Consider the following 24,431-nt stretch of genomic DNA (forward strand, 5'->3'; position numbering starts at 1 on the left):
CGGAATCATCCGGGCCGGCCTTTGGCTTGTGGCGCGCTGCGATAGGCAGTGTCGGCCCGATTACTTCTCTACGAAAGCGCGTTCGACGACGAAGTCGCCTGGCTTGCTGGTGTTGCCTTCCTGGAAGCCGCGCTTTTCCAGGTCTTCCTTCAGGTCAGCCAGCATGGCCGGGCTGCCGCACAGCATGACGCGGTCAACGGCCGGGTCGAACGCGGGCAGGCCGATGTTGGCCGGGAAGGTGCCGTTGTCGATCAGGTCGGTGATGCGGCCCTGGTTGCGGAAAGGCTCGCGCGTAACGGTGGGGTAGTAGATCAGCTTGTCGCGGACGATGTCGCCCAGCAGTTCGTGCTCGGGCAGTTCGTTTTCGAACAGGTGCTGATAAGCCAGCTCTTCCACCTGGCGCACACCATGCACCACCACGACCTTGTCGAAGCGCTCGTAGGTTTCAGGGTCGCGCGCCACGGCCAGCCAGGGCGCCAGGCCCGTGCCGGTGCCGATGAGATACAGGTTCTTGCCGGGCAGCAGGTAGTCGATCAGCAGCGTGCCGGTGGGTTTCTTGCCGACGATGATGGTGTCGCCGACCTGGATGTGCTGCAGCTTGGAGGTCAGCGGGCCGTCTTCCACCTTGATCGACAGGAACTCGAGGTGCTCTTCGTAGTTCGGGCTGGCGATGGAATACGCACGCAGCAGCGGCTTGCCGTTCACCTTCAGGCCGATCATGGTGAAGTGGCCGTTGGAGAAGCGCAGCGCAGGGTCACGCGTGGTGGTGAAAGAGAAAAGGCGGTCGGTCCAGTGGTGAACGGTCAGGACGCGTTCTTCGAGAAAGGCGCTCATGGAATGGCAGTGTCCGGGTAGAAAGAACAACAACGGAAGAACACCCGCACGGTGCAGGGCCGGTGGCTTGAAGCTGCCCCCTGCCATACGGGCAAACCCGGGCATTGTCAGGCATACCGGCGGCGCAGGTACATTCTCATATTGCAGATGCTTATGCCCCAGGACACATGACCATGCCTTTGACTCGCCGCATCACCCTTCGCATTCCCCTCGCCGCCCTGGCACTTGCAGCCGGCCTGCCCGCGCTGGCCCAGGCCCAGTCGGTCTACAAGATCGGCGAGATCAACAGCTACAAGGCGCAGCCCGCGTTTCTGGAGCCCTACAAAAAGGGCATGGAGCTGGCGGTGGAACAAGTCAACGCGGGCGGCGGCATTGGCGGCAAGAAGCTGCAGCTGGTCACCCGTGACGACAACGGCAACCCGGGCGATGCCGTCCGCGCGGCCGAGGAACTGCTGGCTCGCGAGAAGGTGGACGTGCTGACCGGCACCTTCCTGTCGCACGTGGGCCTGGCGATGACCGACTTCGCGCGGCAAAAGAAGGTGTTCTTTCTGGCGGCCGAGCCGCTCACGGACAAGATCGTCTGGGAGAGCGGCAACCGCTACACCTTCCGCCTGCGGCCTTCCACCTACATGCAGGTCGCCATGCTGGTGCCCGAGGCGGTGCAGCTGCGCAAGAAGCGCTGGGCCATCGTCTACCCCAACTACGAATACGGCCAGTCGGCCGTCACCACCTTCAAGACGCTGATGAAGGCCGCCCAGCCCGACGTGGAGTTCGTTGCCGAACAGGCCACGCCGCTGGGCAAGGTCGATGCCGGCAGCGTGGTGCAGGCGCTGGCTGACGCCAAGCCCGACGCCATCTTCAACGTGCTGTTCGCGGCCGATCTGGCCAAGTTCGTGCGCGAAGGCAACACGCGGGGCCTGTTCCAGGGCCGCGGCGTGGTGAGCCTGCTGTCGGGCGAGCCCGAATACCTGGACACGCTCAAGGACGAGACGCCCAACGGCTGGATCGTCACCGGCTACCCGTGGCAGGCCATTCAGACGCCCGAGCACAAGGCGTTTCTCGACGCGTACCAGAAGCGCTTCAACGACTACCCGCGCGCGGGCTCGGTGGTGGGCTACAACGCCATCCTGTCGCTGGCCGCCGGGCTGCAGCGGGCCGGCTCGGCCGACACCGAACGGCTGATCGCCGCCTTCCGCGGCCTGCAGCTGGACACGCCCTTTGGCCCCATCACCTACCGCGCGCAAGACCACCAGTCGACCATGGGCGCCTTCGTCGGCAAGACGAAGAACGACGGCGGCAAGGGCGTGATGGTGGACTTCCGCTACCTGGACGGCGCGAAGTTCCAGCCGTCGGACGCGAAGGTGCGCCAGTTGCGGCCTGCGGCCCATTAAGCGCGTTCAAGCGCATTCCTGAACCGTGGACTTCTCCGGCCTGCTGCTGCAGTTGCTGAACGGGCTGGCGGGTGCGTCCACGCTGTTCTTGGTGGCGGTGGGCCTGTCGCTGATCTTCGGCGTCACGCGCATCGTGAACTTCGCGCATGGCTCGTTCACCATGCTGGGCATTTACGTAGCGTATTCGCTGGTCGATGGGCTGGCAGGCACCATCGGCTTCTGGCCCGCACTGCTGCTGGCGCCGGTGGCAGTCGGCCTGCTGGGCGCGCTGGTTGAAGTGACCCTGCTGCGCCGCATCTACCGCGCGCCCGAACTCTTCCAGCTGCTGGCCACCTTCGCGCTGGTGCTGGTCATCAAAGACGCCGTGCTGTGGGCCTGGGGGCCTGAAGAGCTGTTCGGCCCGCGCGCGCCGGGCCTGGAAGGCGCCGTCACGCTGCTGGGCCGGCAGTTTCCCGCCTATGACCTGTTCCTGATCGCCGTGGGGCCGCTGGTGCTGGCTTTGCTGTGGCTGCTGCTGCACCGTACGCGCTGGGGCACGCTGGTGCGCGCGGCCACGCAAGACCGCGAGATGGTGGGCGCCCTGGGCGTGAACCAGGCGTGGCTGTTCACCGCCGTGTTCGCTTTAGGCGCGCTGCTGGCCGGCCTGGGCGGCGCGCTGCAACTGCCGCGCGAGCCCGCCAGCCTGGAGATGGACATGACCACCATCGGCGCCGCCTTCGTGGTGGTGGTGGTGGGCGGCATGGGCTCGATACCCGGCGCCTTCGTGGCCGCGCTGCTGATCGCCGAGCTGAAGGCGGTGTGCATCTGGCTGGGCGTGGTGGAGGTGGCAGGCATGTCCATCGCCTTTCCGCGCCTGACGCTGGTGGTCGAATTCCTGGTGATGGCCGCCGTGCTGGTGTGGCGCCCGTGGGGCTTGCTGGGCCGGCCCATGGCGCCGGTGCGCGCCGCCGCCGAGGCCGAATCGCCGCTGCAGCCCTCCGGCCCTGGCGCGCGTGCGGCCTGGGTGGCCGGCGTGGCCCTGCTGGCACTGCTGCCGGTGGCGGCCGGCGCCTGGCCCTACGCCACGGTGCTGATGCAGGACGTGCTGATCGCCGCGCTGTTCGCCGCCAGCCTGCACGCGCTGATGGGGCCGGGCGGCATGCATTCGTTCGGCCATGCAGCGTACTTCGGCGTGGGCGCGTATGCGGTCGCGCTGTGGGTGCGTGCGGCCGGCCTGCCCGCGCCAGCCGCACTGGTGCTGGCCCCGCTGGCGGCGGGCGCCTTCGCGCTGGCCTATGGCTGGTTCTGCGTGCGCCTGTCGGGCGTGTACCTGGCCATGCTGACATTGGCCTTCGCGCAGATCACCTGGGCCATCGCCTTCCAGTGGGACGCGGTGACCGGCGGCAGCAACGGCATCACTGGCGTGTGGCCGCAGGGCTGGCTGGCCGAAGGGCCGGCCTTTTACTGGCTGGTGCTGGCCTGCGTGGTGGCGGGCGTGTTCGCGCTGCGGCGCCTGCTGCATGCGCCGTTCGGCATGGCCCTGCGCGCGGCGCGCGACTCGGCCTTGCGGGCCGACGCCATCGGCATCGACGTGCACCGGCTGCGCTGGGCCGGCTTCGTGGCGGGCGGCATGGTGGCAGGACTGGCGGGCGCGCTCTATGCGCTCTCGAAGGGCGGCGTCTCGCCCGAAACACTGTCGGTGGCCAAGTCGGTGGACGGCCTGGTCATGGTGCTGCTGGGCGGCGTGCAGGCGCTGGCCGGCCCGCTGGTGGGCGCGGCGGCGTTCACCTGGCTGCACGACACCATCGCGCGCCACACTGATTACTGGCGCGCGCTGCTGGGCGCCACCATGCTGCTGCTGGTGCTGCTGTTTCCACAAGGAATTTCGGGCTTTGCGCATACCTGGCAAGCGCTGATAGCTATAAAAAAGAGAGCACAACAGGAGGCGCCGCCATGAGCCTGCTGCAGGTCAGCGGTCTGGCCAAGTCGTTCGGCGGGGTGCGCGCGGTGGACGGCGTGGGCTTCAGCCTCGCGCCCGGCGAGCTGTTGGCGCTGATCGGGCCGAACGGCGCGGGCAAGTCCACCACCTTCAACCTGGTCGGCGGGCAATTGGCGCCCGATGCCGGCACGATCACGCTCGATGGCGAGCGCATCGCTGGCCTGCCGCCGCGCGCCATCTGGCGCCGGGGCGTAGGCCGCACCTTCCAGATCGCCGAGACCTTCGCATCGCTGACCGTGCTGCAGAACGTGCAGATGGCGCTGCTGTCGGCCGACCGGCGCGTGTTCGCCTTCTGGCGACCGGCGCGCACGCACCGCGTGGACGACGCGCTGGCGCTGCTCGAGCGCGTGGGCATGCGCGCGCAGGCCGCGCGCCCGTGCAGCGAGCTGGCCTACGGCGACGTCAAGCGCGTGGAACTGGCCATGGCGCTGGCGCACGCGCCGCGCCTGTTGCTGATGGACGAACCCACCGCCGGCATGGCGCCCGCCGAACGCCTGGCGCTGATGGCCCTGACGCGCGCGCTGGCGCACGAGCGCCGCATGGGCGTGCTGTTCACCGAACACAGCATGGACGTCGTCTTCCAGCATGCCGACCGCGTGATCGTGCTGGTGCGCGGCCGCATCCTGGCCGAAGGCCCGCCCGCCGCCATCCGGGCCGATGCGCGCGTGCAGGCGGCTTACCTGGGCAGCGGCAGCCTCACCGCACGTGTCAAGCCTGCAGCCGAGGAAGCCACGCCATGAGCCTCGCCGATGCACCGTTGCCGCTGCCGTTGCTGCAGGTCGATGGCCTGCAGGCCTGGTATGGCGCCGCACAGATTCTGTTCGACGTGAGCCTGCAGGTAGGGCGCGGCGAGGTGGTTGCGCTGATGGGCCGCAACGGCGCAGGCAAATCGACCACGCTGAAAACCATCGCAGCGCTGATCGCGCGGCGCAGCGGCACCGTGCGCCTGCTGGGCGAAGACGTGTCGCACCTGGCAACGCACCAGATCGCGCAGCGCGGCCTGGGCTGGGTGCCCGAAGACCGGCGCATCTTTACCGACCTGACCGTACTGGACAACCTGGAAGTCGGCCGCCAGCCCCCGCGCCACTGGCCGGACGGCAGCCCCGCGCCGGTGTGGACGCCCGAGCGCCTGTTCACCCTGTTCCCCAACCTGGGCGAAATGCCCCGGCGCCTGGGCGGGCGCATGAGCGGCGGCGAGCAACAGATGCTGACCGTGGCGCGCACCCTGATGGGCCAGCCGCTGGTGGTGCTGCTGGACGAACCCTCCGAAGGCGTGGCGCCGATCATCGTGGAGCAGATGGCCCAGACCATCCTGCAGTTGAAGAGCCAGGGCATCGGCATCTTGCTGAGCGAGCAGAACTTGGCCCTGGCCGAGGCGGTGGCCGACCGGGCCTATGTGCTGGAGAAGGGGCAGATCGTGCACACGGCGCCGATGGCGGAGCTGGCGGCGGATGCGGTGGCGCGGCGGTTGTATTTAGGAATCTGAACACATCGGAAGAATTGGTGTCCACCGAAGTTGAATTAGTGTTCGATATAAACGCTGAAGCTCGATTTCATTAAGCAGATGCGAGTGCGAAAGTCTGTTTGGCTGCAAAGCAGGCAGCAAAATTTGAATGACGATAAAGATTTACGTAGATCTGGACCGTGAATTTTTTCGCGTCCGTTTTTCATCTGCGTACTTAATAACCTGTTCCGCGAGTTCTTTTGCGACTTTTCGGAGCCCAGTGGTTTTTTTATCCCCTAAATTTCTAGTTACGCAAAGTGCGATTTCATAGGCTTCTTTTTGATTTGCCGACTGAAGCTCAACATCTAACCGTCCAATGGCTGCAGGCGATAATGAGATGATCCAGTAGGCTATCGCCACACGTGAATTACCGTTAGCAACGGCTGCCGAAGTTTTTTCCAGCATCCATGCAAAAGTTTTACTGCGACTTCCAAGTAGAACTTCTAGGGATGGCTTGCTTAAAACCTTTCCAATTAAATCTATCGCATCCCAGTAGGCTGATGTCGGCTCGCTCATTTGCTGCCCATCTGCTATGCAAGGATGTTTTGGCCAAGGTGCGCCCAATGCATCGAAATACACGCAGCCCCCATATGGAGAACGGTAGAAAAAAACCTTCTGCTTGCATTTAGGGCATGAAGCATTCTTGTTTATCGATCCTCCGCCCCGTAAGGGCCATAGCAAGGAAGCATCATCCGCATCGGATGGATGAAAAAAACCTCCCCACCCACAATTGCAGTTGGGTGGATGATTCCAAGCATTACAGTGACCCATAAAACTGATAGCGGATTTCCAATTCATACTCTCACTGACTTTCTGCACCCCACAGATAAAGAATGCATAATATTAGATGGTAATTTTTTCAATCGCCGCTTCAGCATCCTGTACCAGATGCGCCCCCACCACTTCCGCCAGCCAATCCATCACCGTCCGCACACGCCGCGGCAGGTTGCGCCGGTTGGCGTACATCAGCGTCAACGGCATAGATGGCGCGGGCAGCTGCGGCAGCACTTCCACGACCTCGCCGCGCGCCAGCAGGTCCAACACGCCCAGGCGCGGCACCTGGATGATGCCCAGCCCGGCCAGGCAGGCGGCCATGTAGGCCTCGGCGTTGTTCACGGTGATGGCGCCCTGCATGGGCGTGCGCACCAGGGAGCCGTCCACCACCGCTTCAAAACCAGTGGAGCGCGCGCCCAGCGTGTTGACGAAATGCACCAGCCGGTGGCTGCCGAGGTCGGCCAGCGAGTGCGGTGTGCCGTGCTGGCGCAGGTAGGCCGGGCTCACGCAGTTGGCCAGCCGGGCGGTGCCCAGCGGGCGGGCGATCAGGCTTGCGTCCACCACGGCGCCGGTGCGCAGCACGCAGTCGAAGCCTTCGCGCACCAGGTCCACGCGGCGCTCGGTGCTGCTCAGTTCCAACTCCAGCGCAGGATGGCGCGCCAGCAGCTCGGGCAGGCTCGGCACGACCACGTTGCGCGCCATGCCGGTGGACATGTCGATGCGCACGCGCCCGCTCAGGCTGGCGCCGTCGGCCTGCTGGAACATGGACTGCAGTTCGTCCACATCGGCCAGCAAGTCCTTGCAGCGGTCGTAGTAGGCCTGCCCGTCCTGGGTGAGCTGCACGCGCCGCGTGGTGCGGTGCAGCAGCCGCGTGCCGAGCTGGGCCTCCAGCTGCTGCACGGCGGTGGAGGCGCTGGCCTTGGGAATGCCCAGCGCCTCGGCGGCCTGCGTGAAGCTGGCCAGCTCGGCCACGCGGGCGAAAGTCTGCATGCGGTCAAAAGAGCTCATTGTTCTGAATGGATGAACGATGCGATCAATTTTGCGCGCTTTATCGAATCGGCATCGATCAATAGACTTGGCTGCATCGCTTCTTCTTCATCACCCTACCCGGCCCCGCCGACCTTCAAGGACATCGCCATGAGCAACACAGCTTCTTCTCCCTCCTCCGGCAGCCCCACCATCGCCCTCATCACCGGCGGCAGCCGCGGCCTGGGCCGCAACGCGGCGGTACACGTGGCCCGATCGGGTATCGACGTGATCCTGACCTACCGTAGCCAGGCCGCCGAAGCCCAGGCGGTGGTGGCAGAGATCGAAGCGCTGGGCCGTCGCGCCGTGGCGCTGCCGCTGGACGTGGCCCAGAGCGGCGGCTTTGCCGACTTTGCAGAGCAGGTGCGCGCTGCGCTGTCGCGGCACTGGCAGCGCGAGCGCTTCGACTTTCTGGTGAACAACGCGGGCATCGGCATTCATGCCAGCTTCATGGAGACCACGGAAGAGCAATTCGACGAGTTGGTGAACATCCACCTCAAGGGCGCGTTCTTCCTGTCGCAGAAGCTGCTGCCGCTGATGAACGACGGCGGGCGCATTCTCAACGTCTCCAGCGGGCTGGCGCGTTTTGCGCTGCCGGGTTATGCCGCCTATGCGGCCATGAAGGGCGGCATCGAGGTGCTGAGCCGCTACATGGCCAAGGAGCTGGGCGCGCGCGGTATCGCCGTGAACGTGGTGGCACCGGGCGCCATCGAGACCGACTTCGGCGGCGGGGCCGTGCGCGACAACGCGCAGCTGAACAGCTTCATTGCATCGCAAACCGCGCTGGGCCGCGTGGGCCTGCCGGACGACATCGGCGGCGTGATCGCGTCGCTGCTGCAACCGGGCACGGGCTGGGTGAACGCGCAGCGCATCGAGGCGTCGGGCGGCATGTTCCTCTGACCTGTGTGTCGCCAGGGTCTGGCGGCTGCCAGATCAAGAGGCAAATTGGCCTCTAGCTCTTATTGCATAAGCGCTAACAGCTATTTATTTTATAGCAACCACACGAAGCAATGACCGCTGGAAAGGCGCTGCCTGGAATCGCTGCCGCTGCCGCCACGCCTACATCGCCACATTCCAGCGGAGCCCCTGCGCGGTACGACATCGCTCAGAACGGTGTCACGGCGCTTCCACTATCTAGACGGTGCTGCGCAGCACCCGCCGGTATTGCACGGCCTCGGCCACGTGCGCGGCGGCGATATCGGCCGCCCCCGCCATGTCGGCGATGGTGCGGGCGACCTTGAGCGCGCGGTGCGTACTGCGCGCCGACCAGCCCAGGCGTGCGGCGGCAGCCTGCAAAAAGCGCCCGGCGGCGTCATCGAGCGCCAAGTGCACGTCGATCTCGCGGCCCTGCAGCGCCTGGTTGGGCTTGCCCTGGCGCGCCACGGCGCGCGCGCGGGCGGCCTCCACCCGGGCGCGCACGGCAGCGCTGGCTTCGCCCGCCGGGGCGTTCAGCAATTCGTCGGCCGGCATGGCGGGCACTTCCACATGCAGGTCGATGCGGTCGAGCAGCGGGCCGCTGAGCTTGCCCTGGTAGCGCGCCACCTGGTCGGGCGTGCACCGGCAGGCGCGCTGCGCCGCGCCGAGAAAGCCGCAGGGGCAAGGGTTCATGGCAGCGATGAGCTGAAAGCGCGCCGGGAATTCCGCGCGCCGCGCCGCCCGGGCAATGGTGATACGGCCGGTCTCCAGCGGCTCGCGCAGCGCCTCCAGCGCAGAGCGGGCGAATTCGGGAAATTCATCGAGGAAAAGGACGCCTTCATGGGCCAGCGAGATCTCGCCCGGCCGAGGGGGCGAGCCGCCGCCCACCAGTGCAATCGCGCTGCAGGTGTGGTGCGGATGTGCCGTGGTGCGCTGCATCCAGCTATCGGCCTCGAAGCGGCCGGCCAGGCTGGCCACCGCCGCGCTCTCCAGCGCCTCCTGCACCGTCATGGCGGGCAGCAGTGCGGCGAACCGGTGTGCCAGCATCGACTTGCCGGAGCCCGGCGGGCCGACCAGCAACAAGCCGTGGCCGCCGGCGGCGGCGATCTCCAGCGCCCGTTTGGCGGCGGCCTGACCCTTCACGTCGGCCAGGTCGGCGGAGGGCGCCTGCACGGGTCGTGGGGTTGGTTGCATGCGCGCCCAGCCGTCATCGTCGGCAGGGGCGTCAGCTGCTACGGCGTTCTTGTCGAGATGCAGAAACCGGCGCACCACGTCCAGCAGGTGGCGGGCGCAGTACACCTCGGTGTCAGGCACCAGGGCGGCTTCTTGCGCGCTGCCCGGCGGCAGCACCATGCGCGGGCGCTCGCCCAGCGGCAGCGTGCGCAGTGCCAGGCTGGTGGCCAGCGCGCCGCGCACGGCACGCAACTCGCCCGACAGCGACAGCTCGCCTGCGAACTCGTAGCCGGCCAGCCGGGTGGCGTCGATCTGTCCGCTGGCGGCCAGAATCCCCAAGGCGATCGGCAGATCGAAGCGGCCGGAATCCTTGGGCAGATCGGCCGGGGCCAGGTTCACGGTGATCTTCTTGTTCGCCGGAAACTCCAGCCCCGCATTCTGCAAAGCCGAGCGCACGCGCTCGCGCGCCTCCTTGACCTCGACCTCCGCCAAGCCCACCAGCGTGAAGCTGGGTAGCCCATTGGCCAGGTGCACCTCCACCGTTACGGACGGCGCCTGCAGACCCAGCAGCGCGCGGCTTTGCACCAAAGCAAGACTCATGTCGGCACCTCTCCCCAGACAGGTGCACCGCTTTGGCGCACCCAGTTGTTATGTCATTTATTGCACCGCGATGGTGCTTTGCGTTACTGCATGCGTGCGATGTAACGCCCTGATTTCCAGCGGAACTGTACGCGAGCGTGCGACGCACTGCGCCTATGGTGGCACGGTCCATGCTTTGAGGCCCTGGTCCTGACACCAACTTCCCGGGGGAATCCATGATCCGCAAAGCTATTCCAGTGCTCGCCATCGCTGCCGCCACCTTGCTGCCGGCCTTCGCCCATGCCCAGCTGACGGGCAACGTCGCCTTGACGACGAACTACAAGTTCCGCGGTCAGGACCAGGATACGAGCAAGTCCAAAGCCGTGAAACCCGCCATTCAGGGCGGCCTGGACTACACCTTCGGCGAGAGCGGCTTCTACTTGGGCAACTGGAATTCCAGCGTGGACTGGCTGAGCGGCAACTCCATCGAGATGGACGTGTACGGCGGCTACAAGTTCAAGGCCGGCGCGTTCGACCTGGACGTGGGCGCACTCACCTACATCTACCCCGGCAACACGACGGGCAACACCACCGAGCTGTATGGCGCAGCCACTTTTGGCCCGGTGACGGCCAAGTATTCGCACACCGTGTCGAAGGACTACTTCGGCTGGGCCGGCGCCAAGACCTCCAGCAACCGCGGCCGCAACACCGGCTACTTCAACGTGGCCTTTGCGCAGGAAGTGGCGCCCAGCACCACGCTGAAGGCTTCCGTCGGCTTCACCCGCTTTGCCAGTGACATCAAGGACCTGGGCGTGCCCAACTATATGGACTACAGCGTGGGCGGTGCCTACGACTTCGGTTCGGGTCTGTCGCTGGGCGCCGCAGTGGTCGGCGCCAACAAGAAGAACTTCTTCGGCGACGTCAACAAGTCGCGCCTGATCGTCACGCTCACCAAGACCCTGTAACCCCTTACCCATCACAGCGGGCGCCCAAAGCGCCCCATTCTGAGGAACCGCAAAATGAAAATGGTGACAGCCATCATCAAACCGTTCAAGCTTGACGAGGTGCGTGAAGCCCTGTCGGACATCGGCGTGCAAGGGATCACCGTGACCGAGGTGAAAGGCTTCGGCCGCCAGAAGGGCCACACCGAGCTGTACCGCGGCGCCGAATACGTGGTCGACTTCCTGCCCAAGGTGAAGATCGAAGCGGCCGTGTCCGACGAACTGGTCGAGCGTGTCATCGAAGCCATCGAAGGTGCTGCGCGTACCGGCAAGATCGGCGACGGCAAGATCTTCGTGGGCCATCTGGAACAGGTCGTGCGCATTCGCACCGGCGAGACCGGCAAGGAAGCCCTGTAAGGCGCGCCCCCGGCACCACACCCCGATACACACCCTGAGTATTGCCATGAAAAAACTGCTTGCTTCCTGCCTCCTGGGCTTGAGCCTGATGACCGCCGGCACCGCCGTGCTGGCTCAGGCGCCCGCCGCTTCCGAACCTGCCGCCGTGACGGCGCCCGCCGCATCGGCACCTGCTGCCGCAGCCACCGCCGCTCCGGCAGCGGCTGCACCCGACGCCGCTGCACCTGCCGCAGCACCCGCTCCAAAGATCGACTCCGGCGACACCGCCTGGATGCTCACCTCCACGCTGCTGGTCATCCTGATGACGCTGCCCGGCCTGGCGCTGTTCTACGGCGGCCTGGGCCGCTCCAAGAACATGCTGTCGGTCCTGATGCAGGTGTTCGTGGTCTTCTCGCTGATCTCGCTGCTGTGGGCCATCTACGGCTACAGCCTGGCGTTCTCGGGCGAGGGCAAGTTCTTCGGCGGCTTCGACAAGGTCTTCCTCAAGGGCGTGAACCAGGAAACCTTCGGCGCCCTGGCGACCATTCCTGAGTACGTGTTCTTCGCGTTCCAGGGCACCTTCGCCGCCATCACCGTGGCGCTGATCGTGGGCTCGTTCGCAGAACGCATGAAGTTCGCTGCCGTGCTGATCTTCTCGACGCTGTGGTTCACCTTCAGCTACGTGCCCATGGCCCACATCGTGTGGGGCGGCGGCCTGCTGGCAGCCGACGGCGCGCTGGACTTTGCTGGTGGCACCGTGGTGCACATCAACGCCGGTATCGCCGGCCTGGTGGGCGCCTACGTGGTGGGCAAGCGCATCGGCTTCGGCAAAGAAGCGTTCACGCCCCATTCGCTGACGCTGACCATGGTGGGCGCTTCGCTGCTGTGGGTGGGCTGGTTCGGCTTCAACGCCGGCTCGGCCGGTGCGGCCAACGCCAATGCGGGCCTGGCTTTCGTGAACACGGTGCTGGCCACCGCTGCCGCCACCCTGTCGTGGATCGCAGGTGAGGCGCTCTCCAAGGGCAAGGCTTCGATGCTGGGTGCCGCTTCCGGCGCCGTGGCCGGCCTGGTGGCCGTCACGCCTGCTGCCGGCTTCGTCGGCCCGATGGGCGCCATCGTGATGGGCCTGATCGCCGGTGTGGTCTGCCTGTGGGGCGTGGGTGGCTTGAAGCGCATGCTGGGTGCCGACGACGCGTTCGACGTGTTCGGCGTGCACGGCGTGGGCGGCATCGTGGGTGCCATCCTGACCGGTGTGTTCGCATCGCAGGGCCTGGGCGGCACGGGTGGCCTGACCCCCGACACGTTCAACATGGGTGCCCAGGTGTGGGTGCAGGTCAAGAGCGTGCTGTTCACCATCGTCTGGTCTGGCGTGGTGGCCTTCATCGCCTACAAGATTGCCGACCTGCTGGTGGGCCTGCGCGTCAGCGAAGAAGCCGAGCGCGAAGGCCTGGACATCACCTCGCACGGCGAAACGGCTTACCATCGTTGAGGGCTTGCCCGCCCCGGTGTCTGGTGGCACCGGGCGGGGGCGGAACCCGAACCCTGTTTTCTGCCAGTTATTCCTCTGGACATTCGGCCCGCCGCAAGGTGGGCCTTTTTTTTGGCCCACACCGATCAATGGCGGCCGCGCGCAGAGCGCCACCGGGGCTGCGGTCAGGAAAAGCCTGCGGGCAACCACGCGCAGCGCGCCGCGCCCGCCGCTTCGCAGCGGCCCCCACCCGCCACCGCGTGCTAAGGCGCCGGCCGGCGGTCTGCGGTGGACGCTGACTTCATCAACGTCTGAATGCGCTGGCCGAACACGCGCAGTTCGAAGGGCTTGGTCAGCACTTGCATGCCGGTGGGCAGATGGCCATGGCTGAGCACCGCGTTTTCCGCGTACCCCGTCACGAACATCACCTGCAGTGCGGGATAGATGTTGCGGGCCGCATCGGCCACCTGCCTGCCGTTCATGCCGCCCGGCAAGCCCACGTCGGTGACCAACAACGCCACCGATGGGTCGTTCTGCAGCGCCTGGATGGCACGCGGACCGTCTTCGGCCTCGATGACCCGATAGCCCATTTCGCGCAGCATCTCGACCATCAACGAGCGGACGGACGCCTCGTCATCGACCACCAGGATGGTCTCGCCCAGGCCGGTGCCGTCAAGCGCAGGCGGGGACGGCTCGACTTCCTGTGGCGCGACGTCGGTGCCGAGATAACGGGGCAAATACATGCACACCCTGGTGCCCGCGCCCACCTCGGAGTAGATGCGAGCCTGCCCTCCCGACTGTCGGGCGAAGCCATAGACCATCGACAGGCCGAGCCCGGTACCGACGCCGATGGGCTTGGTCGTGAAGAAAGGGTCGAATGCCCGGGCGATCACCTCCGGGGGCATGCCGCTGCCGTTGTCGCTCACGCAGATCGACACGTATTGGCCGGGCAACATCTCCTCTTGGCTGGCGGTGCGTTCGTCCACGGACCGATTGGCCGTCTCGATCATCAATTGGCCGCCTTCATGCATGGCATCGCGGGCATTGATGCAAAGGTTCAGCAGCGCGTTCTCCAGTTGTCCGGGATCTGCGTGAACGGGCCACACGCTGATGCCGGTCACGACTTCCAGCGAGATCTGCGGGCCGATCGTGCGCCGCACCAGGTCCTCGAACCCGCCAATCAGCTGGTTGACCTTCACGACCTTGGGCTCCAGGGTCTGCTGGCGTGAGAACGCCAGCAACCGGTGCGTCAAGGCTGCGGCCCGCTTCGTCGCAGTCTGGCCCATATCGACATAGCGCAGTGCCGGCGACTCATCGCTGAGCTTGCGTCTGAGCAGTTCCAGGCTGCCGGAAATCGCCCCCAGCAGGTTGTTGAAATCATGCGCCAGGCCACCGGTCAGCTGCCCGACCGCCTCCATCTTCTGCGACTGGCGCAGCGCCGCTTCCGACTTCATCAATTCAGCGGTGCGTTCCTGGACCTTTCGCTCCAGCGAGTTCGCCAGGGCATGCAGGCGCTGCTCGGCGCGACGGCGCTCCACCGCATGGCGGGTTCTGTGCGCCACCTCCCGGATGAGGCTCATTTCCTCGGCCGTCCACGGCCTGACCGTCGCATGATTGAGGTACAGCAACGCGACCAGGCCACCTTCTTCGCTCACGGGCATGTTGATGACCGACTGGGCGCTGATGGCAATCAATGCATCCGCGTTGTCACGGGTGCGCGGGTCTGTGCGGGCGTCTGAAAACACCACCGTTTCGCCCCGCTTGAGGTCTTCGATGTAGCTGCCGTAGTCACGAAAGCTCAGCACGCCCGCCAGGGTCGTGGTTCCCGGCGCGTTCCAGTCCCGCTCGATGGTGATGGTTTCGGCCTCGCGATCGATCATGCCGTAGCCGGCGCGGCTCACATCCAGCACGCGGCCCAGGGCTTCCGCCGCCCGGAAAGCAATCTCGCTGGGGTCGGGTGCCACACCGAAGACATCGCGGTCCAGAAAATCCAGCAGTTCCGCGCGCCGCCTGGACAGCATGGCGTCGGTGATCTCCTGCGAGATGCCGGCCATGTACAACGGGCGGCCAGCATCGTCCAACTCTAGCCGGCCGACGACCCGCACCCATGCCAGCTGTCCATCGGGCCGCACGATGCGGTATTCGATACGGTAATCCTCGCCCGTCGCAACGGTGTGTGCCACGGCCGAATGCATGCGCTCCTGGTCATCAGGGTGTACCGCTTCGAGCAGCGCTTCGTAGGTGAACGGCTCCGCCTCGTTCCGTCCAAAATTGCGCTTGAAGTGGCTCGATGCATGAAGCACCTGCTCCCGCAGATCCAGCTGCCAGACGCCCAGCCCGCCTGCATCGGTCGCCGTACGCAGGCGTGACTCACCGGCCTCGACTTCGCGAACGCGGTCGGCCAGCTCCGCAGTCAAGCGCTCGGCCTCCTCCTTGGCATTGCGAAGCTCGGCCTGCGCAGCAACGCGGGCCATTCGCTCGGCTACTTCCCGCATGGCGCGGTCCAGCACGGAGGGCAGCCGCGACAGCCGGCCCTTGCTGACATAGTCGGTCGCGCCCTGCTTGAGCAACTCGACCGCGTTGTCTTCACCGATCACGCCAGATACAAAGATGAAGGGCACATGGGGCACGCGCGCCCGTGCCATCTGCAGCGCCTCCGTGCCGCTGAAGCCGCCCAGTTCGTGGTCGGACAAGATGACATCGAAGCCGCCACGCTCCAGGGCCGCAGCAAAGGATGCGCCATCGCGCACCAGCTCCAACCGGGCGCGCGGATACGCGGCCAGTATGGTTTCTTGCAGCAGTTCGGCGTCGAACGCCGAATCTTCCAGCAGCAGCATTCCCAGAGGCTGCTGAGAGCGCTCGTAGGCGGACCGCTCAGTCATAGCGGCGGCTAGCGCGCAGGGACCCCGGAGGCGGCTCGTTGAGCACCGCCCAGAATACGCCCAGATCGGCAATGGACGATACGAACTGCTTGAATTCGACCGGCTTGACGACGTAGGCATTGACGCCCAGCTCGTAGCTGCGCAGCAGATCGGCCTCTTCCTGCGACGACGTCAGCATGACCACCGGAATGCTGCGCAACGCGGGGTTCTTGCGAACCGCTTCCAGAACTTCCAGTCCATTGACCTTGGGCAGCTTCAAATCCAGAAGAATCACCGCCGGGTTGCCCTCGTCACGACCGGCGTACTCGCCCTCGCGGCGCAGATAGTCCAGCGCTGCAGCGCCATCGCGCAGCACCACCACATCGTTGGCCAGCTGGCTTCGCTCCAGGGCGAGCAACGTCAGCTCCTGGTCGCGCAGGTCGTCTTCGACCAAAAGAATGGGTTTAAGCATGGCCGGAAGAGGTGTCGATAGAGGAAATCAAAGCGGCATTTTGCCCGGAGTCGGACAAAACGAAGCCGAACACGGCGCCATTCCCGGGCTCGCCCCGGGCCCAGACGCTGCCGCCATGCCGCTCGACGATGCGCTTGACGTTGGCCAGGCCAATGCCTGTGCCCTCGAATTCGTCGCTCTGGTGCAGGCGCTGAAACACGTTGAAGAGCTTGGCCACGTACTGCATCTGAAAACCCGCGCCGTTGTCTTGCACCTCCAGGCCCTGGCCCTCGGCGTTGCGCACCGCGCGCACTGTGATGATGGCCGGCGCCCGGTCGCGGCTGTACTTGACGGCATTGCTGATCAGGTTGCGCACCGCCACCTGCAGCAGCAGCGGGTCTGCCGTCAGCTGCGGCAGATCGGCCTCAACCCTCCATTCGATGCTGCGGTCTTGCTCATGCCGCGCAATCTCGCGCACCAGGCCTTGCACCAAACTGTTGCAGTCCACGCGCTTGCGCTTGAGCGCCGTGCGCCCCATACGGGAGAAGTCCAGCAACGCGTCCACCAGTTGCCCCGCAAAAGCCGCTGCATCCTTGACGTGCGCCATATAGCGGTGCGCACGCGGGCTGAGCGCTGTGCCTTCGGTGTCCAGCACCAGATCGACATAGCCCGCAATGTGGCGCATGGGAGCGCGCAGGTCGTGCGACACGGTGTATGAAAAAGCCTCCAGCTCCTTGTTGACGCGGCCCAGCTCGCCGGCCAGGGCGGCCAGTTCCTCGGCGCGCCGCAACACGATGCCGATCAGCGCCTGGCGCAGCTCGCCGACTGCAGCGGTCTCGGCACCCGACCAGGGCAGACACCGGCCACCGATCTGTTCGGCCCAGCGCTCGAAGCTGCGGCGTGGGTGAATGCGGCCCGCGGCGTCTGGCTGCAGTTGCTTGCGCGGATCTCCTGCCCAGGTGACGGTCTGCACGATCTCGGGGCGGAACCAGAGGATCACATGGCGGTGAACCTGCGATATGGAAATGGCCAGCACCCCGCCCGCTGTCGATCGCCAGTCGGCCGCCGCCGGGTAATGGGCGGCAAGCTGAGCGGTTTGGTAGACCGGCGTGCCCAGGCCGGCAATCCATCCAGCCAGCTCCACCAGGGACTCGGTCGATGGCGTGTCGCCCGTCGCCCAGGCCTCTTCATCCAGCACCACGGCGGCGCCGGTGGCGCGGGCCATGCGCAGCAGCGCAGCGGGCTCTTTCAGTATGCGGCGCAGGCTGGCATCGCTGTCAGACAGGAACGAGACGAGTTGCAGCGTCAGCTGGCGCAACTCCAGCCGCGCAGCCACGTCGGCATTGGCCTGCTTGGCCTCGATCTGCATGGACAGCAGCTGGCCCAGGTGGGTGCAGGCTGCGCGCATGCCGGCGTCCAGGCTGCGCGGTGAATGATCGTGGCAGGACGCCAGCCCCCAGAGCCGGCCGTCCACCACGATGGACACCGACATGGACGCCAGCGTGCCCATGTTGCGCATGTACTCCAGATGCACCGGCGAGACGCTGCGCAAGAACGCCTGCGACAGGTCGATGTCGTGCGCGGCGGGGCCGCCTGTTGCCGCGAGCAGTGGCACCGGTTGGTAGTTGGCGTCGGGTATCAGCCGAAAGCGGTTGGCCAAGTAGAGCGCGCGGGCCTGCTGCGGAATGTCGGTGCCCGGAAAGCGCAGCCCAAGGTAGCTGTCATAGCCGGGCAGCAAGGCTTCGCCCAGCACTTCGCCGTGGCCATCGTCATCGAACCGGTACACCAGGCTGCGCCCGAAACCAGTCAGGCGCTGAAGCTCCACCGCAGCCAGTTGGGCCAGGGCTTCCACCGTCTTTGCGGCCTGCAGCCGGGGAAGAAAGTCGCGCGCCACGCTGTAGATGGGCGCTTCCGGCCGCTTCAGTGCGGTTTGCGGTTCGCACTCCACGATCAGTTGGGTGGCTGTGCGATGGGCCCAGCACGTGTGCCACTGGCCGGCGAACTCCAGCCGGCCCACCTCGAGGGCGGATCCGTCTGCCGGAATGGCCTGCAGAACGTCGGCATCCAGGCTGGCCAAAGCCTCATCGGGCGCGCGATCCGTCCAGTTCGCGCTCCAGGCTTGCAGCGCCAGCGTGGTTCCATCGAGCACCAGCATGCGGCCGTGCGACTGGATAGCACCGGGCACGCGGATGGGCTCGATGTCGCAGAGAGTGAGGTCGGGAATGGGTTTCAAGGCGGAAGCTGTCATCAGCAAGCAAGCAACTGAGGGAGGCTGTGCGCGATGCCGTCAGGCCGACGTCGCGCGAGCGTCAATCATGCCAGCACGGGGGCAGGCGGGCTTGGGGTAGAGTGGCCATGAAGATAGAAGCGGCTGGCCCAAGGCCTGAATCCGGGCACGTTTTCAGGTGCCAGCACCGCTGCCGCTGCCGCTGCTGCTGGCTTGCCGCCGGCGCGCACCCGAGGTTGAGGCGACACACCGCCCGCCATCGCACCCCGTCACCTGCCCGCCCAAGGAGTTTGCCCGCATGTCCTGGACCGCCGTCACCACCGAGCCTTCCCAACTGGGCGAATCGCCCTTCTGGCACCCGCAGGAGCATCGCCTGTACTGGGTGGACATCGCCGGGCGCCGGGTGTCGCGGCTGGAGCCGTCGTCGGGCCAGCTCGAGCACTGGCCCATGCCCACCGAGCCCGGCTGCATCGCGCCGGTGCGCGGCGGCGGGCTGGTGGTGGCGCTGCGCGCGGGCATCTTCCTGGCACGGGAATGGCGCGGCGCGCTGGAGCCGCTGGCCGAGTTGCCCTTCGATGCCACCACCGAGCGCGCCAACGACGGCAAATGCGACGCGCTGGGCCGCTTCTGGGTGGGCTCGGTGCATGAACCCAAGGGCGGCCCGCGCCAGCCCGTGGCGGCGTTGTACTGCGTGGATGCGCGCGGCGCAGGCCCCGCCAGCGTGCGCCGCATGCTGGGCGGCGCGGCCACGGCCAACGGGCTGGCCTGGTCGCCCGATGGCAGCACGCTGTACTGGTGCGACACGCCCTCGCACGAGATCCGCACCTGGCCCTGCGACGCCGCCCTGGAGCCGCAGGGCGCCCACAGCGTGTTCCACGCGTTCGCGCCCAAGCCGGCCGACTGGCAGCCCGGCCAACCCGGCCAAGCCGTGTATGGCGGCCGGCCCGACGGCGGCACCGTCGATGTCGAAGGCGCCTATTGGAGCGCGCTGTACGAAGGCGGCCGCGTGGTGCGCCTGTCGCCCAGCGGCGAGGTGCTGGCCGACATTCCCACGCCCGTGCGCTGCCCCACCATGCCCTGCCTGGGCGGCGATGACGGTCGCACGCTGTTCATCACCTCGGCGCGCCAGGGCCGCCCCGCGCAAGAGCTGGCCGAGCTGCCGCAGTCGGGCTGCGTCTTTTCGATGCGGGTGGCGGTACCTGGCCTGCCGGTGGCGTACTTCGAGCACGGCGGCGGCTAAGAACGTGTTCACGATCTCGCAGGGGCCGCGTTGAAGCGCAATCGGGATGAGTGGATGCCTCGGATGCGCCGCATGGGCTCGTGCCCATGTAAGCAGCCGGGGCGTTCAATCGCCCGATTTCGCTTCAACCCTTCGGGCAGTGGCGTTTGCGGGCGGTCTGCGGCGTTGCGGCGCTCGCCAATAGCCGAGCTATTGGCAGCGCACCGCGCCTTGCATCCCATCCCGCAAGCGCCGCTGTGCGGCCCCAGGGAGAGCTTGAACACGTTCTAAAGCGCAACGGCGTAGGGCCTAGGCCCAATCCGCTCACACGCCGCGTTCAAAAAATTCACGGCAGGCCGAAGCCCCTTTCGCAGGGTGCTGCCGTACCATGGCCGCATGGATTCAGCCCTCAGCCAGATCGTGGAGCGCGTGCGCGCCAGTGCCTCCGAGCAGCGCCCGCTGCGCCTTCGCGGCGGGGGTACGAAAGAGTTCCACGGCGGCGTGGCGCCGTACGGCGAGGGGCTCGATGTGCTCGACCTGCGGCCGCTGGCGGGCATCGTGAGCTACGAGCCCAGCGAGCTGGTGGTGACGGCCCGCGCCGGCACGCCCCTGGCTGAGCTCGAAGCCTTGCTGGCCGCGCAAGGCCAGTGCCTGCCGTTCGAGCCCCCGCATTTCAGCGCAGGCGCCACCGTCGGCGGCATGGTGGCCGCGGGCCTGTCGGGCCCGGCCCGCGCCAGCGTGGGCGCGGTGCGCGACTATGTGCTGGGGCTGGAGCTGGTCAATGGCCGCGCCCAGCTGCTGCGCTTTGGCGGGCAGGTGATGAAGAACGTGGCGGGCTACGACGTGTCGCGCCTGATGGTGGGCGCCTGGGGCACGCTGGGCGCCATCACCGAAGTGAGCCTGAAGGTGCTGCCCGTGCCCCCGGCCGAGGCCACGCTGCGCTTTGCCTGCAACCAGGCCGATGCGCTGCGTCGCCTGCATGCCTGGGGCGGCCAGCCGCTGCCGCTGAACGCCAGCTGCTGGGTGGACGAAGGCGGCGGCACGGGCGTGCTGTACGTGCGCCTGCGCGGCGCCACGGCCGCCGTGCAGGCGGCCTGCCGCAGCATGGGCGGCGAGCGGCAAGACAACGCTGTCGTAGCGGCCGACTGGAATGCCTGCCGCGATCACACCCTGCCCTGGTTTGCCGCACGCCCGCCCGGCCATGCGCTGTGGCGCCTGTCGGTGCCGGCCACCGCGCCGGTGCTGGTGCTGCCCACCGGGGTGGCGCTACCGCTGCTCGAATGGCACGGCGCCCTGCGCTGGGTACAGGCCGCGCCCGAGCATGCCGAGGCATTGCGCGCCGCGGCCCGTGCCGCAGGCGGCGATGCTACGCTTTTCATAGCTAGTAGCGCTTATCCATCAAGCGCTACAGGCACTTTTTGCTTGAATTCTCCAGCGCTGACGCAAATCCACACCCGGCTGCGCCAGGCGTTCGACCCGGCCGGCATCTTCAATCCGCACCGGCTGGGCGCCGCGTAACGGTATGCGCCTGCTGCGGCACCTGACCGGCCGGCACCGCACGCCCACGACCAACCGCGTGCTGGGCCTGCTGCTGGCCTTCAATGCGGGCGCGGTGAATGCGGGCGGCTTTCTGGTAGTGCACATGTACACGTCGCACATGACGGGATTTCTGTCCACCGTGGCCGACAACCTGGTGATGGGCAACATGACGCTGGTGCTGGGCGCAGTGGGCGTGCTGTGGGCCTTCATGTCGGGCGCGGGCACCACCGCCATCATGGTGAACTGGGCGCGCGGGCACCGGCTGCGCAGCGGCTTCGCGCTGCCGCTGTTGCTGGAGGCCGTGCTGATGCTGCTCTTCGGCCTGGTGGGCGCCATCACGCTGGGCTGGCCCACGCCTTTTTCCGTGCCGCTCACCGTGCTGCTGCTGGCCTTCATCATGGGGCTGCAGAACGCGGTGGTGGCCAAGATGTCGTCCGCGCAGATCCGCACCACGCACATGACCGGCATCGCCACCGATCTGGGCATCGAGATGGGCAAGATGCTGTACTGGAACCGCAATGGCACGCCCCCCGAGGCCCAGGTGCATTCCAACCATGCCCGGCTGCGGCTCTTCGCCAGCATGCTGGCCATGTTCACCATCGGTGGCGTGGTGGGCGCGGCCGGGTTCAAGCACGTGGGCTTCGTCTGGGTGGTGCCGCTGGCCTCGCTGCTGCTGGCGCTGTCCCTGCCGCCACTGATCGCCGACTTCGAACATTTCGCGCGCCTGTGGCGTGCGCGGCGCCAGCGCAGCGCCGCCAGCCACACTTCGCCCCTGTAGATCAAAAAACTCCCCACACGATCATGCAAACCCAGCTTGCACCCGCCTACCAGGGCACCCCCGAAGGACAGGAGGCCGAGGCCATTTTGCGCAAGTGCGTGCACTGCGGCTTCTGCACTGCCACCTGCCCCACCTACCAGTTGCTGGGCGACGAGCTGGACGGCCCGCGCGGCCGCATCTACCTCATCAAGCAGGTGCTGGAAGGCGCCACGCCCACGCGCAAGACGCAGCTGCACCTGGACCGGTGCCTGACCTGTCGCAACTGCGAAACCACCTGCCCCAGCGGCGTGCAGTACGGGCACCTGGTGGACATCGGCCGCAAGATCGTCGACGAACAGGTGCAGCGCCCCCTGGGCGAGCGCGCCGCGCGCTGGGCGCTGAAGGAAGGCCTGCCCTCCCCGCTGTTTCGCCCCGCCATGAAGGTGGGCCAGGCCGTGCGCGGCCTGCTGCCCGCCGCGCTGCGATCAAAGGTGCCGCGCCCGCAGCAGGCCGGCGCCTGGCCGGTGCGCGAACATGCCCGCAAGGTGCTGATGCTGGCCGGCTGCGTGCAGCCCGCCATGCTGCCCAACATCAACCGCGCCACCGCGCGCGTGCTCGACGCCGCCGGCATCCAGACCATCATTGCGCCCGAGGCCGGCTGCTGCGGCGCCGTCAAGTTCCACCTGAACGACCAGAGCGGCGGGCTGGCGCAGATGCGCGCCAACATCGACGCGTGGTGGCCCTACGTGGACCGGCCAGGTGGCGTGGAATGCATCGTCATGAACGCATCCGGCTGCGGCGTGATGGTCAAGGACTACGGCCACCTGCTGCGCGGCGATGCCGCCTATGCCGAGCGCGCGGCCCGCATCAGCGAACTCACCCTAGACCTGAGCGAGCTGCTGCCCGCACTGCTGCCCGAGCTGGCCGCCACGCTGCAAGGCCGTGTGGCACCCAGCGATGCACTGCTGGCCTACCACCCGCCCTGCACGCTGCAGCACGGCCAGAAGCTGCGCGGCGGCGTGGAAACGCACCTGACTGCGCTGGGCTTTCGCGTGCGCACCGCGCGCACCGAATCGCACCTGTGCTGCGGATCGGCCGGCACCTATTCCGTGCTGCAGCCCGATCTGGCCTACCCGCTGCGCGACCGCAAGCTGGCGGCGCTGGACGATGCCTTCGGCGAAGGCGAGGCGCCCACCGCCATCCTGTCAGCCAACATCGGCTGCATCACCCACCTGCAAAGCGGCACCACCACGCCGGTGCGGCACTGGGTGGAAGTGCTGGACGAGGCGCTGCGGCCCGGCGCGCTGTAAGGCGCCGCAGACTCTCGAACACAGGCCCGCGCACGGCAAACTGGCATGATGGCGGGTTTTTCGCCGCGCAGCCGGGCCACGCCGCCAGGCTGCACCGCCGTGACTTGACCGCACTTTGATTGCCATGACCGACAACGCGACCTCACCCGAATCTCACAACCCTGCCCCCGCCGCAGGGGCCGACGTACCGGCCGTGGCAACCAACACGGCCGCCACCGAGCACCACAACGCCGCACCTGCCGAAACAGAAGGCGCTGCCGGCGCACCTGGCGACGAAACACGCGCACCGCGCTCGTCCTCTTCCCGCCGCGGCGGCCGGGGCCGCACGGGTGGCCGCGGCGCACAGGGCCGTCCGCAGGGCGACGCCGACGCTGCCGCACAAGACCCGCAGGCTGCCCCCAAAGGCAACGGCCCGCGCCGCACCCACCCCGCGCTGGAACAGCTGGCCGGCTTTTACCCGCACCTGTTCGGCGCACAGTTCCTGCCTCTCAAGCGCGGCATCTTCCAGGACCTGCAGGACGCGCACCCCGGCATCTTCGAAAAGGAAGACCTGAAGGCCGCCTTGGGCATCCACACGCGCTCCACCCGCTACCTGCAGGTAGTGGCCGAGGGCCGCCAGCGGCACGACCTGCAAGGTCAGGCCGTCGAAGCGATGGCGCCCGAACATGTGCACCACGCCCTGCTGGAAGTCTTCCGCCGCAAGAAGCCGCGCGACGGCGAAGACCTGGCACTCAAGCTGCGCCGCCGCATCGCCCAGGCGTATGAATCCTCCGGCCTGCCGCGCGACGCCTACGACACCCTGGTGCGCGGCCGCGACGAAAAAGCCAACGCCCTGCTGGACGAAGCCTTCGCCGAAGTCGCCGAGCGCGACGCCAAGGCCGAAGCGCTGCTGCGCGCCTTTGAAGCCAGCGGCAGCACGGTGGAACAGTTCGCCGACATGTACGGGCTGGATGCGCGTGCGGCAGAGCGGCAGTTGCACCGTGGGCGGCAGTTGCGGGCGGTTCCGCCCGTACCACCTGCATCGGAATCTGACACGCCGGCCTGACGGTGGCGTATGCGCCGAGCCAGGCCCTCTGACCATGGGCTGG

At 67.0% G+C, this 24,431-nt stretch carries 20 protein-coding genes; 13 read left to right on the forward strand and 7 right to left on the reverse strand.

Translation table 11 applies throughout. The annotated features are described in order from the left end of the window. Positions 1-60: 60 nt before the first annotated feature. Positions 61-834, reverse strand: a complete 774-nt coding sequence (locus RQI28_RS09740) for a ferredoxin--NADP reductase (RefSeq protein ID WP_311223170.1) — start codon at positions 832-834, stop codon at positions 61-63. A 173-nt stretch (positions 835-1,007) separates the two neighbouring features. Here RQI28_RS09740 and RQI28_RS09745 point away from each other — a divergent pair, with 173 nt between their 5' ends. The 4 genes from RQI28_RS09745 to RQI28_RS09760 are packed head-to-tail and all read left to right on the forward strand — an operon-like array spanning position 1,008 to position 5,689. Beyond that, positions 1,008-2,225: an ABC transporter substrate-binding protein gene (locus RQI28_RS09745; protein WP_311223171.1), complete on the forward strand. Its 1,218-nt coding sequence runs from the start codon at positions 1,008-1,010 to the stop codon at positions 2,223-2,225. A gap of 25 nt (positions 2,226-2,250) precedes the next feature. Next, a complete protein-coding gene (locus tag RQI28_RS09750; protein WP_311223172.1) occupies positions 2,251-4,161 on the forward strand; it encodes an ABC transporter permease in 1,911 nt (636 codons plus the stop codon). Then, on the forward strand, positions 4,158-4,943 hold the full coding sequence (locus tag RQI28_RS09755) for an ABC transporter ATP-binding protein (protein WP_311223173.1): 786 nt from the start codon (positions 4,158-4,160) through the stop codon (positions 4,941-4,943). Before RQI28_RS09750 ends, RQI28_RS09755 begins: the two co-directional genes overlap by 4 nt. After that, complete coding sequence (locus RQI28_RS09760; protein ID WP_311223174.1) at positions 4,940-5,689, forward strand: ABC transporter ATP-binding protein; 750 nt, start codon at positions 4,940-4,942, stop codon at positions 5,687-5,689. The genes RQI28_RS09755 and RQI28_RS09760 overlap by 4 nt, the downstream gene beginning before the upstream one ends. Before the next feature lie 141 nt (positions 5,690-5,830). Here the strand turns inward: RQI28_RS09760 and RQI28_RS09765 are convergent, their stop codons facing one another. Both RQI28_RS09765 and RQI28_RS09770 read right to left on the reverse strand, forming a co-directional pair. Beyond that, a complete protein-coding gene (locus RQI28_RS09765; protein WP_311230730.1) occupies positions 5,831-6,286 on the reverse strand; it encodes a hypothetical protein in 456 nt (151 codons plus the stop codon). 264 nt (positions 6,287-6,550) lie between these two features. Next, positions 6,551-7,489 (reverse strand): LysR family transcriptional regulator, encoded by a 939-nt coding sequence (locus tag RQI28_RS09770; protein ID WP_311223176.1) that lies wholly within the window; start codon positions 7,487-7,489, stop codon positions 6,551-6,553. Between the two features lie 129 nt (positions 7,490-7,618). Here RQI28_RS09770 and RQI28_RS09775 point away from each other — a divergent pair, with 129 nt between their 5' ends. Continuing rightward, entirely contained in the window at positions 7,619-8,407 is a 789-nt protein-coding gene (locus RQI28_RS09775; RefSeq protein ID WP_311223177.1) for an SDR family oxidoreductase, read from the forward strand. A 234-nt stretch (positions 8,408-8,641) separates the two neighbouring features. Here RQI28_RS09775 and RQI28_RS09780 read toward each other — a convergent pair whose 3' ends face one another. Then, a complete protein-coding gene (locus RQI28_RS09780) occupies positions 8,642-10,195 on the reverse strand; it encodes a YifB family Mg chelatase-like AAA ATPase (protein ID WP_311223178.1) in 1,554 nt (517 codons plus the stop codon). Positions 10,196-10,410: 215 nt separating this feature from the next. Between RQI28_RS09780 and RQI28_RS09785 the strand changes: the two genes are divergently transcribed. From RQI28_RS09785 to RQI28_RS09795, 3 genes are read left to right on the forward strand one after another with little or no spacing between them, the layout of a single operon-like run. Continuing rightward, positions 10,411-11,139, forward strand: coding sequence for a TorF family putative porin (locus tag RQI28_RS09785; RefSeq protein WP_311223179.1), 729 nt, complete (start codon positions 10,411-10,413; stop codon positions 11,137-11,139). Between the two features lie 54 nt (positions 11,140-11,193). Beyond that, a complete protein-coding gene (gene glnK, locus RQI28_RS09790) occupies positions 11,194-11,532 on the forward strand; it encodes a P-II family nitrogen regulator (RefSeq protein ID WP_311223180.1) in 339 nt (112 codons plus the stop codon). A gap of 46 nt (positions 11,533-11,578) precedes the next feature. Next, on the forward strand, positions 11,579-13,000 hold the full coding sequence (locus RQI28_RS09795; RefSeq protein WP_311223181.1) for an ammonium transporter: 1,422 nt from the start codon (positions 11,579-11,581) through the stop codon (positions 12,998-13,000). A gap of 242 nt (positions 13,001-13,242) precedes the next feature. On the opposite strand, the gene RQI28_RS09800 is transcribed toward RQI28_RS09795, so the two are convergent. From RQI28_RS09800 to RQI28_RS09810, 3 genes are read right to left on the reverse strand one after another with little or no spacing between them, the layout of a single operon-like run. After that, positions 13,243-15,861, reverse strand: a complete 2,619-nt coding sequence (locus RQI28_RS09800; protein WP_311223182.1) for a response regulator — start codon at positions 15,859-15,861, stop codon at positions 13,243-13,245. Further along, complete coding sequence (locus RQI28_RS09805; protein ID WP_311223183.1) at positions 15,854-16,312, reverse strand: response regulator; 459 nt, start codon at positions 16,310-16,312, stop codon at positions 15,854-15,856. Before RQI28_RS09805 ends, RQI28_RS09800 begins: the two co-directional genes overlap by 8 nt. Beyond that, a complete protein-coding gene (locus RQI28_RS09810) occupies positions 16,305-18,524 on the reverse strand; it encodes an ATP-binding protein (protein WP_311223184.1) in 2,220 nt (739 codons plus the stop codon). Before RQI28_RS09810 ends, RQI28_RS09805 begins: the two co-directional genes overlap by 8 nt. Before the next feature lie 292 nt (positions 18,525-18,816). Here RQI28_RS09810 and RQI28_RS09815 point away from each other — a divergent pair, with 292 nt between their 5' ends. The 5 genes from RQI28_RS09815 (at position 18,817) to RQI28_RS09835 (ending at position 24,388) form a co-directional block, all read left to right on the forward strand. Next, positions 18,817-19,758 (forward strand): SMP-30/gluconolactonase/LRE family protein, encoded by a 942-nt coding sequence (locus RQI28_RS09815; protein ID WP_311223185.1) that lies wholly within the window; start codon positions 18,817-18,819, stop codon positions 19,756-19,758. A gap of 375 nt (positions 19,759-20,133) precedes the next feature. Next, positions 20,134-21,255 carry a glycolate oxidase subunit GlcE gene (gene glcE, locus RQI28_RS09820; RefSeq protein ID WP_311223186.1) on the forward strand — a complete coding sequence of 374 codons (1,122 nt, stop codon included), beginning with the start codon at positions 20,134-20,136 and terminating at the stop codon, positions 21,253-21,255. Between the two features lie 4 nt (positions 21,256-21,259). Next, positions 21,260-22,054 carry a YoaK family protein gene (locus tag RQI28_RS09825; protein ID WP_311223187.1) on the forward strand — a complete coding sequence of 265 codons (795 nt, stop codon included), beginning with the start codon at positions 21,260-21,262 and terminating at the stop codon, positions 22,052-22,054. Between the two features lie 23 nt (positions 22,055-22,077). After that, a complete protein-coding gene (glcF, locus tag RQI28_RS09830) occupies positions 22,078-23,343 on the forward strand; it encodes a glycolate oxidase subunit GlcF (protein ID WP_311223188.1) in 1,266 nt (421 codons plus the stop codon). A gap of 124 nt (positions 23,344-23,467) precedes the next feature. Continuing rightward, complete coding sequence (locus tag RQI28_RS09835; RefSeq protein WP_311223189.1) at positions 23,468-24,388, forward strand: ProQ/FINO family protein; 921 nt, start codon at positions 23,468-23,470, stop codon at positions 24,386-24,388. Positions 24,389-24,431: the final 43 nt, after the last annotated feature.

The organism is Acidovorax sp. WCS2018Noco2-16 (assembly GCF_031843945.1).
GTDB lineage: Bacteria > Pseudomonadota > Gammaproteobacteria > Burkholderiales > Burkholderiaceae_C > Paracidovorax.